Origin of the sequence: Chryseobacterium sp. WG14 (assembly GCF_024586945.1) — a bacterium.
GTDB lineage: Bacteria > Bacteroidota > Bacteroidia > Flavobacteriales > Weeksellaceae > Chryseobacterium.
Map to the genome: position 1 here is coordinate 362,133 of NZ_JALCZD010000004.1, position 15,354 is coordinate 377,486.

Annotated in this window: 11 protein-coding genes; 8 read left to right on the top strand and 3 right to left on the bottom strand. The window is 36.6% G+C overall.

What is annotated here, in order from left to right; genetic code table 11:
• Nucleotides 1-52 precede the first annotated feature (52 nt).
• Nucleotides 53-1,342 carry an adenosylmethionine--8-amino-7-oxononanoate transaminase gene (bioA, locus tag MP478_RS09835; protein ID WP_257200351.1) on the top strand — a complete coding sequence of 430 codons (1,290 nt, stop codon included), beginning with the start codon at nucleotides 53-55 and terminating at the stop codon, nucleotides 1,340-1,342.
• Between the two features lie 116 nt (nucleotides 1,343-1,458).
• On the opposite strand, the gene MP478_RS09840 is transcribed toward bioA, so the two are convergent.
• Nucleotides 1,459-2,910, bottom strand: coding sequence for a T9SS type A sorting domain-containing protein (locus MP478_RS09840; protein WP_257200352.1), 1,452 nt, complete (start codon nucleotides 2,908-2,910; stop codon nucleotides 1,459-1,461).
• Nucleotides 2,911-3,315: 405 nt separating this feature from the next.
• Nucleotides 3,316-3,633 (bottom strand): helix-turn-helix domain-containing protein, encoded by a 318-nt coding sequence (locus MP478_RS09845; protein ID WP_257200353.1) that lies wholly within the window; start codon nucleotides 3,631-3,633, stop codon nucleotides 3,316-3,318.
• A gap of 93 nt (nucleotides 3,634-3,726) precedes the next feature.
• Between MP478_RS09845 and MP478_RS09850 the strand changes: the two genes are divergently transcribed.
• Nucleotides 3,727-4,503, top strand: a complete 777-nt coding sequence (locus MP478_RS09850; protein ID WP_257200354.1) for an MBL fold metallo-hydrolase — start codon at nucleotides 3,727-3,729, stop codon at nucleotides 4,501-4,503.
• A gap of 48 nt (nucleotides 4,504-4,551) precedes the next feature.
• Nucleotides 4,552-5,259: a DUF421 domain-containing protein gene (locus tag MP478_RS09855; RefSeq protein WP_257188736.1), complete on the top strand. Its 708-nt coding sequence runs from the start codon at nucleotides 4,552-4,554 to the stop codon at nucleotides 5,257-5,259.
• Between the two features lie 23 nt (nucleotides 5,260-5,282).
• On the opposite strand, the gene MP478_RS09860 is transcribed toward MP478_RS09855, so the two are convergent.
• Nucleotides 5,283-6,488, bottom strand: a complete 1,206-nt coding sequence (locus MP478_RS09860) for an MFS transporter (protein WP_257200355.1) — start codon at nucleotides 6,486-6,488, stop codon at nucleotides 5,283-5,285.
• Nucleotides 6,489-6,559: 71 nt separating this feature from the next.
• On the opposite strand from MP478_RS09860, the gene MP478_RS09865 reads away from it, so the two are divergent.
• From MP478_RS09865 to MP478_RS09885, 5 genes are all read left to right on the top strand, one after another.
• Nucleotides 6,560-7,342 carry an AraC family transcriptional regulator gene (locus MP478_RS09865; RefSeq protein WP_257200356.1) on the top strand — a complete coding sequence of 261 codons (783 nt, stop codon included), beginning with the start codon at nucleotides 6,560-6,562 and terminating at the stop codon, nucleotides 7,340-7,342.
• 598 nt (nucleotides 7,343-7,940) lie between these two features.
• Nucleotides 7,941-8,549 carry a hypothetical protein gene (locus MP478_RS09870; RefSeq protein WP_257200357.1) on the top strand — a complete coding sequence of 203 codons (609 nt, stop codon included), beginning with the start codon at nucleotides 7,941-7,943 and terminating at the stop codon, nucleotides 8,547-8,549.
• 476 nt (nucleotides 8,550-9,025) lie between these two features.
• Nucleotides 9,026-9,388 carry a hypothetical protein gene (locus MP478_RS09875; protein ID WP_257188739.1) on the top strand — a complete coding sequence of 121 codons (363 nt, stop codon included), beginning with the start codon at nucleotides 9,026-9,028 and terminating at the stop codon, nucleotides 9,386-9,388.
• Nucleotides 9,389-9,612: 224 nt separating this feature from the next.
• The gene (locus MP478_RS09880) at nucleotides 9,613-13,950 is read left to right on the top strand and encodes a CusA/CzcA family heavy metal efflux RND transporter (protein WP_257200358.1); all 4,338 of its coding nucleotides are present in this window, start codon (nucleotides 9,613-9,615) and stop codon (nucleotides 13,948-13,950) included.
• A gap of 7 nt (nucleotides 13,951-13,957) precedes the next feature.
• The gene (locus tag MP478_RS09885) at nucleotides 13,958-15,109 is read left to right on the top strand and encodes an efflux RND transporter periplasmic adaptor subunit (protein ID WP_257200359.1); all 1,152 of its coding nucleotides are present in this window, start codon (nucleotides 13,958-13,960) and stop codon (nucleotides 15,107-15,109) included.
• The last annotated feature ends 245 nt before the right edge of the window (nucleotides 15,110-15,354 follow it).

The window sequence follows — 15,354 nt, forward strand, 5'->3', positions numbered from 1 at the left end:
TTACTAAGATATTTTTACAATTGGTACATATCCCATCATTAATATATTTTACATGAATACAATAATAAAGAAGAGTCTTCAGGAAAGAGATAAAGCAGTCAACTGGCATCCGTATACCCAGATGAAAACAGCTGCTGATGTAATACCGATTGTTAAAGGAGAAGGGGTTTACCTTTATGATCATGAAGGTAAAAAATATCTGGATGTAGTCTCTTCGTGGTGGGTAACTCTGCATGGCCATTCTCATCCTTATATTGCCCAGCGGGTATTCGAGCAGCTTACCTCCCTCGAACAGGTTATTTTTGCCGGATTTACCCATGAACCGGCTGTACAGCTTTCAGAAAATCTATTGAATATTCTTCCTCAAAACCAGGACAAGGTATTTTATTCCGACAATGGTTCCACAGCGGTAGAAGTAGCGCTGAAGATGTGTATTCAGTATGCCCACAATCAGGGAAAGGAAAAAACTAAAATTTTAGCTTTTAAAAATGCCTATCACGGAGATACATTCGGAGCAATGGCTGTAAGTGGAAAAAGCTTTTGGACCAAACCTTTTGAAAGCAGGTTATTTGAAGTTATTTTTATCGATACTCCTACAGCGGAGAATCTGGAAGATTTAAAAATACAGATTCGGCAGCTAGCAGATGAAGTGGCTTGTTTTATTTTTGAACCGCTGATACAGGGAGCCGCAGGAATGCTGATGTACAGTGCGGAAAATCTTGATGAATTGATGAAATATTGCAGGACGCAGGAAATTTTAATGATTCAGGATGAAGTGTTCACAGGTTTCGGAAGGACCGGAAAACTTTTTGCAACAGATTATCTTACAGAAAAACCGGATATCATGTGTTTTTCAAAAGGACTTACAGGCGGTACCATGCCTATGGGGATTACAACCTGCACCCATGAAATTTACAGTGCTTTTTTATCTGATGACCGCCATAAAACCTTATTTCACGGACATTCTTTTACAGCCAATCCTTTAGCGTGTACAGCCGCTCTGGCCAGTATGGAACTATTACTTAAAGAAGAAACCCAAATGAATATCAAACGTATTACCCATCAGCATTCGGAATTTATAAAAATAATTTCCTCGCATCCACAAGTTGAAAATGTACGTCAGATCGGAACTATTTTAGCTTTCGATTTTAAAACCGGGAATGGTACTTCTTATTTCAATGAAATAGGGAAGAAGCTTTATAATGAATTCTTACAGAGAGGGATGATTATGAGACCGCTGGGAAATGTAATATATCTGGTTCCGCCTTATTGTATTACCTCCGAAGAATTGGATTTTGTATATCAGAATATTATGGAAGTCCTGGATCAGTTTAAAGACTAAACGATTTCTACTTTTTTAACCTAAAGAATTCCCCGAGGCAAGCCTCGGGGAATTCTTAAAATAATGATTCTTTTTATTTTAAAAACTTCATTATAAGCTTTTAAAATATAAATTTTCTACTTCTTGATAAGTTTTTTTGTAGCAATTTTTCCGTTTTCAAAAATTGTTTTTACAAAATAAACTCCTTTAGAAAGTTCAGAAATATCAGAATTATTTTCTTTTACAGTTTTTAATAATTTTCCATCAACAGAATAGATCTCTATTTTGCCAATTCTTTCTTTTGAATGATACACTAAATCTTGTTTTACAGGGCTTTCAAAAGTAATTTCAGGATTGTTTTTTACCGTTCCTTTTGTAGCTAATGTTGCGGTACCGTTTACAAGATATTTCACAATATTTAACGTCTCTCCATCTGTGCTCACAATGATATTGTTATCAAAAACATTTATTGCATTAATGCTATGATAGAGTAAATTAGGATCATTTTCTATATATTCTCCAAATACAGGATCAACAGTTCCATTTTGATTAAGCTTAGAGAGATAATAATAAGTATATCCGTTATTATTGAGTTCAGCATAGCCTGCAATATAATAAGAACCATTTTTTTCATAGATATCCCGAAATTCCAGACCGGCAATACCATTATAATTGAATGTCGTATCTGGTGAGCCATCAGCATTAAGCCTTCCTAAGGTAGGTGGTGTCTGCCACATTAAGTCATTTTTTGCATACACAATTTTATCAGCAGAATCTACTTTTACAATACTTGCTTCTCCACTAAACAAAACTTCTCCATTATTACCAAAACCAGTCATAGGCTGTCCGTCAACAGTATATTTCTTTATGGTACCATTTCCGAAAAAAAGAAGATTAAACTGGTTATCTAAAATGATATGAGGAAGATAAGAACTCTGCAAAGGATTCTGCTGATAAGTCAATATTTCTCCGCTATTCCCAAAGCTGTTGTCTAATGTGCCATCAGAATTTAATCTCAAAGTATGAGTTTTCGAGTCAGTTTGTCCAAAAGAATCCATACTAATTCCTGAAACAAGAATTTTATTTCCCTGCTGTATAAGATTAGTTAATTCAAAAGAAACTGATAAATTGGCTAATGCCTTTATTCCTCCATTTCCAAAAGAAGGGTCTGATTGCCCATTCGAAAGTAATCGGACTACATCCAGATAATACGTATTGTTTGTAGAATCATATCGTTTGAGCAGTAAAGTTAATTTATCATCGGTATGTCTTATACATCCAACAAGAGAACCTTCATTGTAGTTCAGTACAATTTTACCATTTGTTCCAAAAGTCAAATCTAAAGGGCCGCTGTAACCTGTAGCTTTAGAAATAATTAATTGGTTGAGACTGGTGTCATAGGATTTATAAAATACTGAACTTGTTGCTGCAGTTAATTCTCCTGCATAACTGCTTCCCGTTCCTAAATATGAGTTTCCTGCCGGAAGAGTATAAATGCCGTTCGAAGCAAACGTAGGATCTTTGGAAATAATCTGCGCAAAGGATGTTTGTGTTATAAGTATAAACACAAATAATAATTTTTTTTTCATTGTTTGTTTTTTTTAATAGGAAATTTTGAGGTTATATTTTGTAACCTACATCAACATATAATTTTGGGGTTGTGTTTCCAAATATATGATAAAGTTTTAGAAACGTAAAGAAATATCCGGATTTTGCCTTACAACAGATGTTTTACTAGAAAAAAATTAACTAAAGCTAATGAAATAGTGAATGTTGCGCTGAGAAATTCCTGCGGATGATTGGCATTATGGGTTCAGTTCGTTACCCCATTCATGCAGTGCATCAAGGATAGGACCTAATTTTCTGGCTCTGTCTGAAAGTTTGTAATATACTTCCGTTATACAACCTTATAGGTTTTTGAAACCTATAAGGTTTAAATAAAGATAAATCCAGATCTTCATCGCAAAAAATGTGTTGTTGCAAAATTAATTGCATTATGATTTTAAATGATTTCCCCATTCATGGAGTTCAGAAAGAATAGGGCCCAACTTTTGTCCTTTTTCCGTTAACCTGTAATACACTTCCGTAGGAAAATTGTACACTTCAATACGTTGAATAATATTATTTTCCTCCAGCTGTTTCAGCTGTTCTGCTAACACTTTCTTGGAAACTCTCGGCATTTTTCGCCAAAGTTCCACAAAACGTACCTGCTCTTCCTCAAAAAGTGAGGATAAGATCAGGGGTTTCCATTTTCCGGACAGGATATCCAGGCTGCGACGAAGTCCACACGTTTTAAATTCTTCAAAATTCATCAATTCCTTAATATAAATATGGTTAACCTTTTGGTAACCATCGATTATTTTTTCTTATTTAGCCGTTAGCTTTGCTGTACAAATTTAAACAAAATGAAACTACAATTATGGCGTAACGCCACATTGCTACTGAATATTGAGGGTACCACCATTTTAGTTGATCCCATGCTTGGAGAAAAAGGATCTTTAGGGAAGTTTCCTATGACCGATAATGAATTATTGAATCCTTTGGTAGACCTTCCTTTCAGCAGAGAACAGTTAATTGAAAAGCTGCAGACAATAGATGCCGTGGCAGTTACCCACCTCCATCCTGATCATTGGGATGAAGAGGCAATAAAACTTCTCAACAAAAATACACCTATACTTTGCCCGGAGATCATTGCTGATCAGATCGCTGAATATGGCTTTAAGAATATTATTTCCATTAATGAACACATCCGTTGGAAAGATATTGACATTTCTCTCACGAAAGGACAACACGGAACCGGAGAAATTGGAGAAAAAATGGGCGTGGTGAACGGATTTGTTTTTAAAACAGCCGATCAGTCCGTTTATATTGTTGGAGACAGTATCTGGTATAATGATATTGCAGATGAAATAGACAAACATCAGCCACAGCATATCATTGTAGCAGGTGGAGCAGCCACTTTTTTGGTAGGAGATCCTATCATTATGACGAGTGAAGATATTATAAAAGTTTGCAGGCATGCTCCTGAAGCATCGGTATGGGTTACCCATCTGGAGGCAGTAAGCCATTGCAAAGAAGACAGGAACTTCATCAGGGAAAAAATAGCTAAGGAAGAACTTGGCGGGCAATGTTTTATCCTCAAAGATGGGGAAGAGGTAAGTTTAAGCATTAGTTTACAGTAATAATAAGAATATGGCTTATTTTTTGAATTCTTGCTGATAAATAATTTTATGCTTTCAGTTTTTCTCTTAAATCTTGATTGGAAAGAATTATTATTGGGACATGAAGAATGGTCTTTTCTTTTAGAGATCATTCTTCGTACCATGATTATGTTCATGGCTATTATTATCGGGCTGAGGATTTTAGGAAAAAGAGGAGTTAAACAGCTCTCTATCTTCGAGCTGGTGGTTATTATCGGACTGGGTTCTGCTGCCGGAGATCCCATGTTTAATAAAGATGTCGGAATTATTTCTTCCCTTATCGTTTTTATTGTCATTATTCTCCTGTATACAATTGTTACTTTTTTTATTGGAAAAAGTAAGACTTTCGAAAAGCTGGTGGAAGGAAAATCCATCTGTCTGATAGAAAATGGTGAATTTTCCATTAAGAACTTTCAAAAAGAAAATTTGGGAAGTGATGAATTCTTTGCAGAACTTAGATTAAAAGGTGTTTCGCAACTTGGGCAGGTTGAAATGGCAATTGAAGAAATCTCCGGAGAGATCAGTGTATTTTTTTATGAAGACCAATCTGTAAAATATGGACTTCCCATTATGCCAGACTCCCTGGAAAACCCATTAAAATCTATTCATAATGAAGGATATTATTCCTGCACCTTCTGTGGTCATACAGAACATAAAACAGCAGGCAGTACAGAAAACTGCCCTAGCTGTTTAAAGGATGAATGGGTAGCGTCCAGTAACAAAAAACGCATATCCTAAGGTTAATTTTGTCAACATTTTCTTTAATCTTCCACATAATTATTCTTTGCCGCTTTCAGTCCAAAATACAGCATGATCAGTACGGCAATACTCAGGAAATAAAAAGAGGTGTTCCATGAGATATCCCAATCATGAAGTTTTCCAAAAACAGGAGGCCCGAATCCGGCAATAAGATATCCTACAGATTGTGCCATTCCTGAAATTTTCACTGCATTAATACTGCTTTTGGTTCTTGTAGAGAAAAACAGGATAGACAAACTGAAAGACAACCCATTGGAGAGTCCTATAATAACTGCATTTACATAAATCCATTGGGATTTTAGCAGGACAAACATCATAGTACTCGTAAACATTAAGGCGCAGATAAAAAGAATCATAATCCTTTGATCCTTCATTTTACTGGCTATAATCGGGCAGCAAAACGTCACCGGAATCATCGTAATCTGGATTACAAAAAGAACCCAGCCGGAGCTTTCTCCCTGCATATTATAATCTGCAAGGAATGAAGGTAGCCAGGCAACCATACAATAGTAGAACAGGGACTGAAGTCCCATAAAAATACTAATATTCCATGCCTGGGAAGATTTGAACATATTAATCCCAGAAGTACTCAGCGCCACTTTAGGTTGGTCAGATTTTTTTTTGTTGAAAACAAGTTCAAAAAGTAAAACAAGAAACCCCAATCCCGCAATAATCAGCCAGATTCCTAATGAACCCCGCCATCCAAAGCCTGTCCATTCTCCAATTCTTACACTAAAGCCAGAAGCCAGGGCAGCTGTAAGATTCATAGAAACAGCAAAAATACCGGTCATAAGCCCAATCTGTTTCGGAAAATTATTTTTAACATATCCGGGGGTTACCACATTTCCAATACAAATTCCCAACCCAATGAATATCGACCCTAGAAACAACATAGATAACGATCCGGAAATACGAAGAAAAAGCCCAAGGCTTAAAATAAGTAAGGAATACATCAACAGCTTACTGATTCCCAGCTTATTGGAAAATCTACTCACCAATACAGAACAGCCTGCAAACATAAAAAGAGGAATGGAGGTCAGTAAACTCACCTGAAAATTATCCAGCTTTAAAGCCTGTCTCACCTCATTTAATACAGGAGATACTGCAACGATAGGTGAACGGAGATTACTTGAGATCAGTATCACCACCAATACATTAATGACCAGTAAAGCATAAGATGCTTTTTTTCTTATTTCACTCTTCATCATAATAAAAACTTTTGTGCAAAATTAACATAGTAATTTTGTTTAATTTTGCCAAAGTTTTAACCTGAAACGACATGAATGCAAATAACAGTATAGAAGTAGATGAGCTGCATAAACCCTATTTTGTCTGGTTTGAAGAAGACTGGATTCATGATGATGTGCTTCACCAGCATCAAAAAGGGCAGTTGGTGTATGTGAAAAGCGGGTTTCAGTATATTACTATTGAAGAAAGAATTTATCTTCTTCCGCAGAATCATGCCGTCTGGATTCCTCCCAATACCATCCATAAGACCAATTCCCATTCTGAAAAAATCAATCTGATGATCATGTTTGCGGAAGTGGATAAAAAAGACTCTTTTTATCATGAAGTCAATGTGTTTTCAGTTCCTCCGGTTTTAAAGGAAATGATAAGATATGTGGAAAAATGGTCTAAACTTCTATCAAAAGATGCTGATGAAACCATATTTTTAAAAGCATTATTCAATGAACTTCCTCATTTTGTAGAACATTCTCTGAAACTTCATATCTGCCTTCCAAAAGACAAACGCCTGACAAAAGTGATAGAACATCTGCATCATGATTATCATAAGGAAATCAGAATAGAAGATCTGGGAGAGACTGCATTATTGTCTACCCGTACTTTAGAACGTATTTTCAAAAAAGAAACTGGACTTACCCTAAGCAAATACCAGCAGATGCTAAGAATCATCAAGAGTCTTGAGCTTTTGAGTTCAGGAAATCTTACCATTTCCGAAACGGCCTATGAAGTAGGGTACAAGAGTGTGCAGGCTTACACCAGAAGCTTTCAGTCTGTCATGCAGTTCCGGCCTACCGATTTTATAAAAAACATTAAATAGCAGATAAGGTTCCAGCTTTTAGTCTTATTCCCAAGTATCATAAATGTTGAATAATATGTTTATGCTTTCGATCTTACTATAAAACAATAAAAAGGGATTTATTAATTGTTATAATTTATACGACGCCCTATAGTAAAGTGTTTTTTGTTTTCAAAATATGTAATATTTCACTATTTATTGCATTTTCATATTAGCAGTAAATAATCAATTATAAGGTTAATGGAAGCAAAAAGGTCCCCACGAATGGAGACCTTAAAAAAACACAAATGATGAAAAAAAATTATTTCGATTCACAAATATAAGTAAAATTAATATTATGCAAAACATTATATATGCATTTTTTTTAAAAATTATTGATTTTAATAGAAAATAACTATTCTCTAATTGATGTAAGATTTCTTTAGTATTGTGGAATTTTATGGATATCTAATTGTACCTCTTCAAAAATCTATTCTATTGACATCAGAAGATATATCATGAAAATCCATAATTCTGGATATTTAAAAAAAATGACGGCATACTGTTAGTATTTCTGATTGTGACTGCGCTCATAAAATAGGACACATTATTTTCATTAATTTGTTTTAAAACAGACAGTATGAAACCAAAGCAAATACAGGGAGTACCCCAACAAAAATCCGGCGGATTTCATGACACTGAAAGCAGAAAACAATTTGAACCGGCATTGATTCCATTGAAATTTGAAATAGTAAAAAAAAGATTTTTCTCCATCAACAAATGGAAAAGTTATTGTGGAGATGCTTTTGCAGCATTTAAACTTTACGATTCCAATGCCATTCCCATTGACAGAGAACCTTTAAAAGGTGATTTTATCAGAATCAATATTCCGGGGCCGGGAGAAGCCGAAGCAAAAGGTTATGATTGGGTAGAAATAACAGATATCTGTTATTATGAAGACAACTCCTCCGAAAGTATTATGGTTACCTGCAAACCATCAAAGGATCCTGAGAATAAAAAAAGCAGCCATATTGCCCACTTTTACAGCTCAAAAGCGACTTCTACATTTATGATCTATAGAGACTCAACCTATATAAAAACCGCAGTATACGGGAGAAACGAATCTCCCAATTTCAACGCAGCATTTTTTGATATCATCAGAAATATGATGGTGGCTGCCGGAGGAATGATGGGAATCGCCAAAATCCAGTGGAAGCAACTTACAGATGGTTTCCTGGATTTTGAGTAGAAATAGTATATCCCTTTTTTGATCTAAGTCAAAGTTCTTCAGCTACCGGATTTTTAATTTCGCGGCTTATACAAAGCCATGGTAGAATTGAAATAATAATCTGGATCTCAATTATTTTAATCATTATTATTTCGGTAAAGGAAAAGTTAAAACTTGCGCTTGTCAGAGCAATGAGGAAGATGTATTTCCAGATCTTGATCATAGCTTTCCTTTAAAAACCTGTATTATAAGTCCTATCCATCCTGAAATACTCCAGGAAAAAATTCTGGAACATTTTCCCAATGATACCCAAAATACCATCGTTTACCTCTTTGGTGATCCTTTAATATGCTCTTTCATTTGCAGTTATTTGAAAAACAGTCCTCTTTTTGATATCCGTACGATCAGCTTAAACGACCTCTGTTACGGATAAATTCTTAAAAAATTAATACTAATTGATTTAAAAAAAAAGATTTAAGCCTTATATTTGCAGGACAATGTTAAAATGGATTTCCATATTATGCTCGATGATGTATGTGATGGCTACCACCAATGCGGGGGAAGTACTCAAAGTACCTATGTTTGTAGAACATTATATGGAGTATCATGGTAATTTGTCAGAGTTTGTCATGGAGCACTATGACAATCATAAAAAAGATTCCGATTGGGATCTCGACCAAAAATTACCTTTTATCAATCCTCCTATTGTATTAACAGTGTATGCTCAGTTGCCTGAGCTTAGTTTTGAAATAAAAAAACCTATAGAAATTGCTATTCCACAGAAGAATAGCATTTATCAGGAAAAAGATTTCTCAAGCCTTTATCTTTCCAGAATTTTCCAGCCTCCACGGCTTTCTTAATTGATTTCAGATTAAAAATTAATGCTTTAGGTTTTTACACTTAAGGCTGCCAAGTTATTACCTATCAATTAACTCGCTGTGCATTCTAGCTGTGTTCACATCTTACCCTCAAAAACTTTTATTTAAAAGACTTCAGAACTTTAGATGAAAGTATATTTTATGGTTTAATATTGAAGTTTACCCTGCTTTCTAAAACATTGCGAGTTATCAATTAATAATTTTTTATGTTAAATAAAATTATTGAGTTTTCTGTAAAGAATAAACTCATCATTGCTCTGTTTACAGTGGGGCTCATTCTTTTTGGAGTCTATGAAACCACTAAACTTCCAATTGATGCTCAGCCTGACATCACCAATAATCAGGTTCAGATCATTACCAGTGCTCCTTCCTATGGTGCAGCAGATATAGAAAGGCTTGTCACATTTCCTATAGAACAGTCTACCAGCAATATCAGTGGAATTACTGAACTGCGTAGCCTTTCAAGATTCGGACTTTCTCTGGTGACGGTAGTTTTTGATGATAATACCGATGTATACTGGGCCCGTCAGCAGGTTCAGGAGCGTTTGCAGCTTGTTCAGGAAAATATTCCTGAGGGCATTGGAAAGCCTGAGCTGGGCCCTATTTCTACCGGACTGGGAGAGATCTTTCAGTACGTGGTAAGAGCCAAAAAAGGTTATGAAAATGTGTATGACGAAACTGAGCTCAGAACCATTCAGGACTGGGTGGTGAGACGTCAGTTACTGGGGACTAAAGGAGTGGCTGATGTCAGCAGTTTTGGAGGAAAGCTGAAACAATACGAAATTGCCATTAACCCTAATCAGCTTCAGGCATTCAACATCAATATCAATGATGTTTTCACGGCGTTGGAAAAAAATAATCAGAATACCGGAGGTGCTTATATAGAGAAGAAAGAAACGGTTCTTTTTATCAGGAGTGAAGGTCTTTTGGGAAGTACCGAAGATATCGGAAGCATTCAGGTAGCGGAAACCAAAGGAGGAATTCCTGTACATATCAAAGATGTGGCATCCGTTAAAATAGGTTATGCTACCCGATATGGAGCAATGACTTATAATGATACCGGCGAAGTATCCGGAGCTATTGTATTAATGCTTAAAGGAGAGAATGCCAATGTAGTGATTGGCAATATTAAACAAAGGCTGGAAAAGATCCAGGAATCTTTACCTGAAGGAGTGGTTATTGAACCGTTTCTTGACCGTGCCAAAATGGTAAACAATACGATCAGTACAGTAAAAACCAACCTGATGGAAGGAGCACTGATTGTTGTTTTTATTCTGGTATTATTTTTAGGAAACTTCAGAGCGGGATTATTAGTGGCTTCTGTAATTCCTTTGGCCATGCTTTTTGCCATCATTATGATGAATATCTTCGGTGTTGGAGGGAATCTGATGAGCCTTGGGGCTTTAGATTTTGGGCTTATAGTAGATGGTGCCGTTATTATAGTGGAAGCCGTTCTGCATCAGCTCGCTCACAAAAAATACTTTGGAAAAGACAATAGGCTCAGTAAAAAGGAAATGGACGAGCAGGTTTCGGATTCTGCTACAAAAATGGTAAGCAGTGCCGTTTTTGGACAAATTATTATCCTCATTGTTTATCTTCCGATTTTTACACTGCAGGGGATTGAAGGAAAGATGTTCAAGCCTATGGCACAAACGGTTGCATTTGCATTAGTAGGAGCATTTATCCTGTCCTTGACGTATATCCCTATGATGAGCTCTTTAGTATTGAGCAGAAAGAAAAAGGAGAAAGACAATATTTCAGACAGGGTCATGGCAAAAGTGGAGGCAGGTCACCAGAATCTTCTGATGAAAGCTCTTAAATACAGAAAAACAATTCTGACAAGTGTATTTATTCTTTTTGCAGGAGCTGTTTTCATTTTATCCAAGATGGGTGGAGAATTTATTCCGTCTCTGGAAGAGGGAGACTTTGCTGTTGAGATGAGAATTCTTCAGGGGAGTAATATTAATGAAACCAAGAAAGTAACCACTCAGGCAGGTCATATTCTTCTAAAGCAGTTTCCTGAGGTTCAAAAGGTAGTTGCCAAGATCGGGAGCGCAGAAATTCCTACGGAGCCTATGCCCATGGATGCAGGAGATATGATTATTGTTCTGAAGCCTAAAAAGGAATGGACTTCTGCAACGACATTTCCAGAACTTTCTGATAAAATGAGTAAAGCTTTAAGCGTTATTCCGGGACTCACCACCAGTTTTCAGTTTCCTGTGCAGATGCGCTTTAATGAGCTGATGACCGGAGCCAGACAGGATGTTGTCTGCAAAATTTATGGAGAAGACCTGGACAGTCTCACCATCTATGCCAAAAAGCTGGGAAGCATTATCAATACTGTAAAAGGAGCACAGGATCTTTATATTGAACCCGTTGTAGGTGCCCCACAGGTTGTTATTGATTATAATAGGCCAGAGCTGTCGCGTTACAACATTTCCGTTGCGGATATTAACAGAGTCATCAATATGGCATTTGCAGGACAGACCGCAGGAGCTTTATACGAAGGAGAGAAAAAGTTTGATATTGTTGTCCGAATGGATAATCAGCATAAAAAAGATATCACAAGTATTCAGAATTTATTGGTGCCAACGCCATCCGGAGAGCAGGTTCCATTATCTCAGTTTGCAAAAGTAGAACTTAAAAACAGCCCCAACCAGATCCAGAGGGAAGATACGAAAAGGAGAATCATTGTTGGCTTTAATGTAAGGGGAAGAGATGTGCAGACTATTGTAGAAGAGCTTCAGCAGAAAGCCGGGAAAAGCCTCAAATTTTCACCGGGATATACCATTTCTTATGGAGGCACTTTTGAAAATTTAAATGAAGCAAAGGCAAGATTAGGCATTGCTGTTCCCATTTCATTAGTGATGATTTTCCTGTTGCTGTTCTTTGCTTTTGGTTCTGTAAAGCATAGTTTACTCATCTATACTGCCATCCCTTTATCGGCAATTGGCGGAGTCTATTTTCTTGCTCTGAGAGGAATGCCGTTCAGCATCAGTGCAGGAGTGGGATTCATTGCTTTGTTTGGTGTAGCTGTACTTAATGGAATTGTTTTGATTTCGGAATTTAACAGGTTGAAAAACAAAGGAATGGACAGCATGAGCAGAGTGGTTTTAACAGGAACAAGGATTAGGCTTCGTCCGGTTTTAATGACTGCGTTTGTCGCTTCTTTAGGCTTTTTACCGATGGCGTTAAGCAACGGGGCAGGAGCTGAAGTACAGAGACCTCTGGCCACTGTGGTCATCGGAGGATTGATGCTTGCCACTCTATTAACCTTATTTGTACTTCCGATACTCTATGTTTTATTCGAAAATATTAATACCAATACAATGAAATTCCCTAAAAAAATAAATTCTAAAAAACTGTCCGTTTTCCTAGTAATGATATCTTTCGGAAGCTTCCGGGCTCAGGAAAATATTACTTACGATCAGGCTTTGGAAAAAGCTTTCCAACAGAACGGAACCCTCAAAAACTCAAAATTAATATCAGAATACCAGGAGAAACTAAAAGCGAGCTACCTGGATATTCCACAGCTGGAAGTTACAGGAGGTTTTGGTCAGATCCAGGGTGAAGAAACTGATAATTCGTTTGGAATATCTCAGAGATTCAGTTTTCCAACGGTTTATTCTAAAAGGAAACAGATGCTGGATGCAGAATGGGCAGCAAGTGTAATCAATCAAAACCTCACTAAAGCACAGCTTGCCAAAGAAGTTACGGACGTTTTTTACAGAGTTTTAGTTCTTCAGGAAAAGAAAAAAGTATTGCTGTACATCAGTCAGCTGTATCATAATTTTGCAGAGAAGGCAGCGCTAAGGCTGAAAAAAGGGGAGGCTAATATTTTAGAAGAATCCACCGCTGAAATTCAGAACGAGCAAATGAATGTACAGCTGAACAGTCTTGAAAATGACCTGAATATGGCAAAACTTCAGCTTCAGTTACTTCTTCAGTCTGAGAATCCTTATCAGCCTGTTGCGGACCGACCTGTAATGGATGTTAGTCTTCAGTCTTCAGAAGAGGCAGTAAAACAACATCCCGAACTTCAGGCTCTCCAACAGCAGATCAAAGTAGGGGAAGCCGAGGTACAGCTTGAAAAAAGCAAACTGCTTCCTGAGCTTCTTATTGGTTATACCAACCAAAGTATGAAAAACATCAATAGCAACCGGTTCAATTCTGTTCAGGTGGGGGTGGGAATTCCATTATTTACTAAAGGACAGAGAGCCTTGGCAAAGGCTGCACAGGCAAAAATAGAAATTTCTGAAAATCAGTTTCACAGAAAAGAAATTGAGCTTAAAAACAGGTTGAGACAACAGCTGAGCAACTATATAAATCAACAGAAAATCATTGAAAATTATGAACAGAAACAGCTTCTCAAATCTGAAATCATCCTAAAAGCAGCACAAAAACAAATGGAAGTTGGGGAAATTGATTATCTGAACTGGGTAATATTAGTTAATCAGGCCGTGAAAACAAAAGCAGATTACATCGATCAGCTGGAAAAACTTAACCAAATCGGAGCGGAACTTAATTTCTTAATCTCAAAATAACAGCGTCATGCATTTCAAAAAAATATCAATATACTACTTTGCTTCAGTACTTATTTTATCTTCTTGCTCAGGGAAAAAAGAAGAGGAAAAAACGGTTTACGAAAACACAAAATTTACTAAAGGCAATGAAAACACAGTTCATTTTACAGAAAAACAGGTTCAGTCTGTAGGAATAAGTACTACATCCATTCAGGATAGAAATATGGAAAAATTAGTAAAGCTGAACGGAAAAGCGGAGATCGCTCCTTCCCACATCAGTTCTGTTTCCAGTATTATGGGTGGACACATCAAATCCATCAATGTAATAAACGGCAGTCATTTCAGCAAAGGACAGGTACTGGCTGTGGTGGAAGATCCACAATTCATACAGCTTCAGCAGGATTATCTGGTAACAAAAGCTCAGCTGGAAGCAGCAAGACTGAACTTCAACCGCCAGAAAGACCTTAATACAAGCAAGGCCAGCAGTGATAAAACCATGCAAACTGCACAGGCAGATTATTCCACTTTACAGGCTACTTTAAAAGGTCTTGAAGAAAAACTCAGAATCATTGGAATCAGTGCCAAAGGATTACATACAGACAATATCAGCAGCAGAATTAATATTTATGCACCGTTTAGCGGTTTTGTGAGTAAAATTTCAGTAAATAACGGACAGTATATCAACCCTGCGGACACTTTATTTGAACTCGTTAATCCTGCAGGATTACTTTTAGAATTAAAGGTTTTTGAAAATGATGTGAATGATGTAAAAGCGGGACAGGAAATTCTGGTGTATAACAACCAGAAATCTGACGTGAAATACAACGCTAAAATTATAAGTCTAGTTCCCAGTATTGAAAACGGAGGTTCTGCCACTGCTGTAGCCAAACTATCTGCCGTAAACCCTGAATTTGTAAAAGGAATGTATATCAATGCAGAGGTTAATATCAGCAGCCGGAATACACAGGGACTTCCCAATGAAGCGGTAGTTTCCTATGAGAATAAAAATTATGTTTTTGAAGATCTGGGAAAATCAAACTATAAGATGATCCCTGTAGTAACAGGAATTGCAGATGATCAGTTTACAGAGATTCTAAAAGCTGACTTTTTAAAAGATAAGAAAATTGTGCAGAAAGGAGCTTACAGTTTGCTGATGCTGCTGAAGAATAAGGCAGAATAATACTTCCTGAACCTATAAAAGTTAATATTTTTAATTAAAGGTTTTGTTTACTGTAACGGTAAATGAAACCTTCTTTATTTAGCAATTAGCCTTATACCTATCATTTGCAAAAGAAATAGTAACTACCAGTCAGTCACATAGTAATGCAGGGTTTACAAGGTTTTATCTTAACTGATTTTTATTTTCTGTTCGCAATGGTACTTCGCTTAGAGGGAATGCTGAGTATACTTTATATTTCTCCTTCC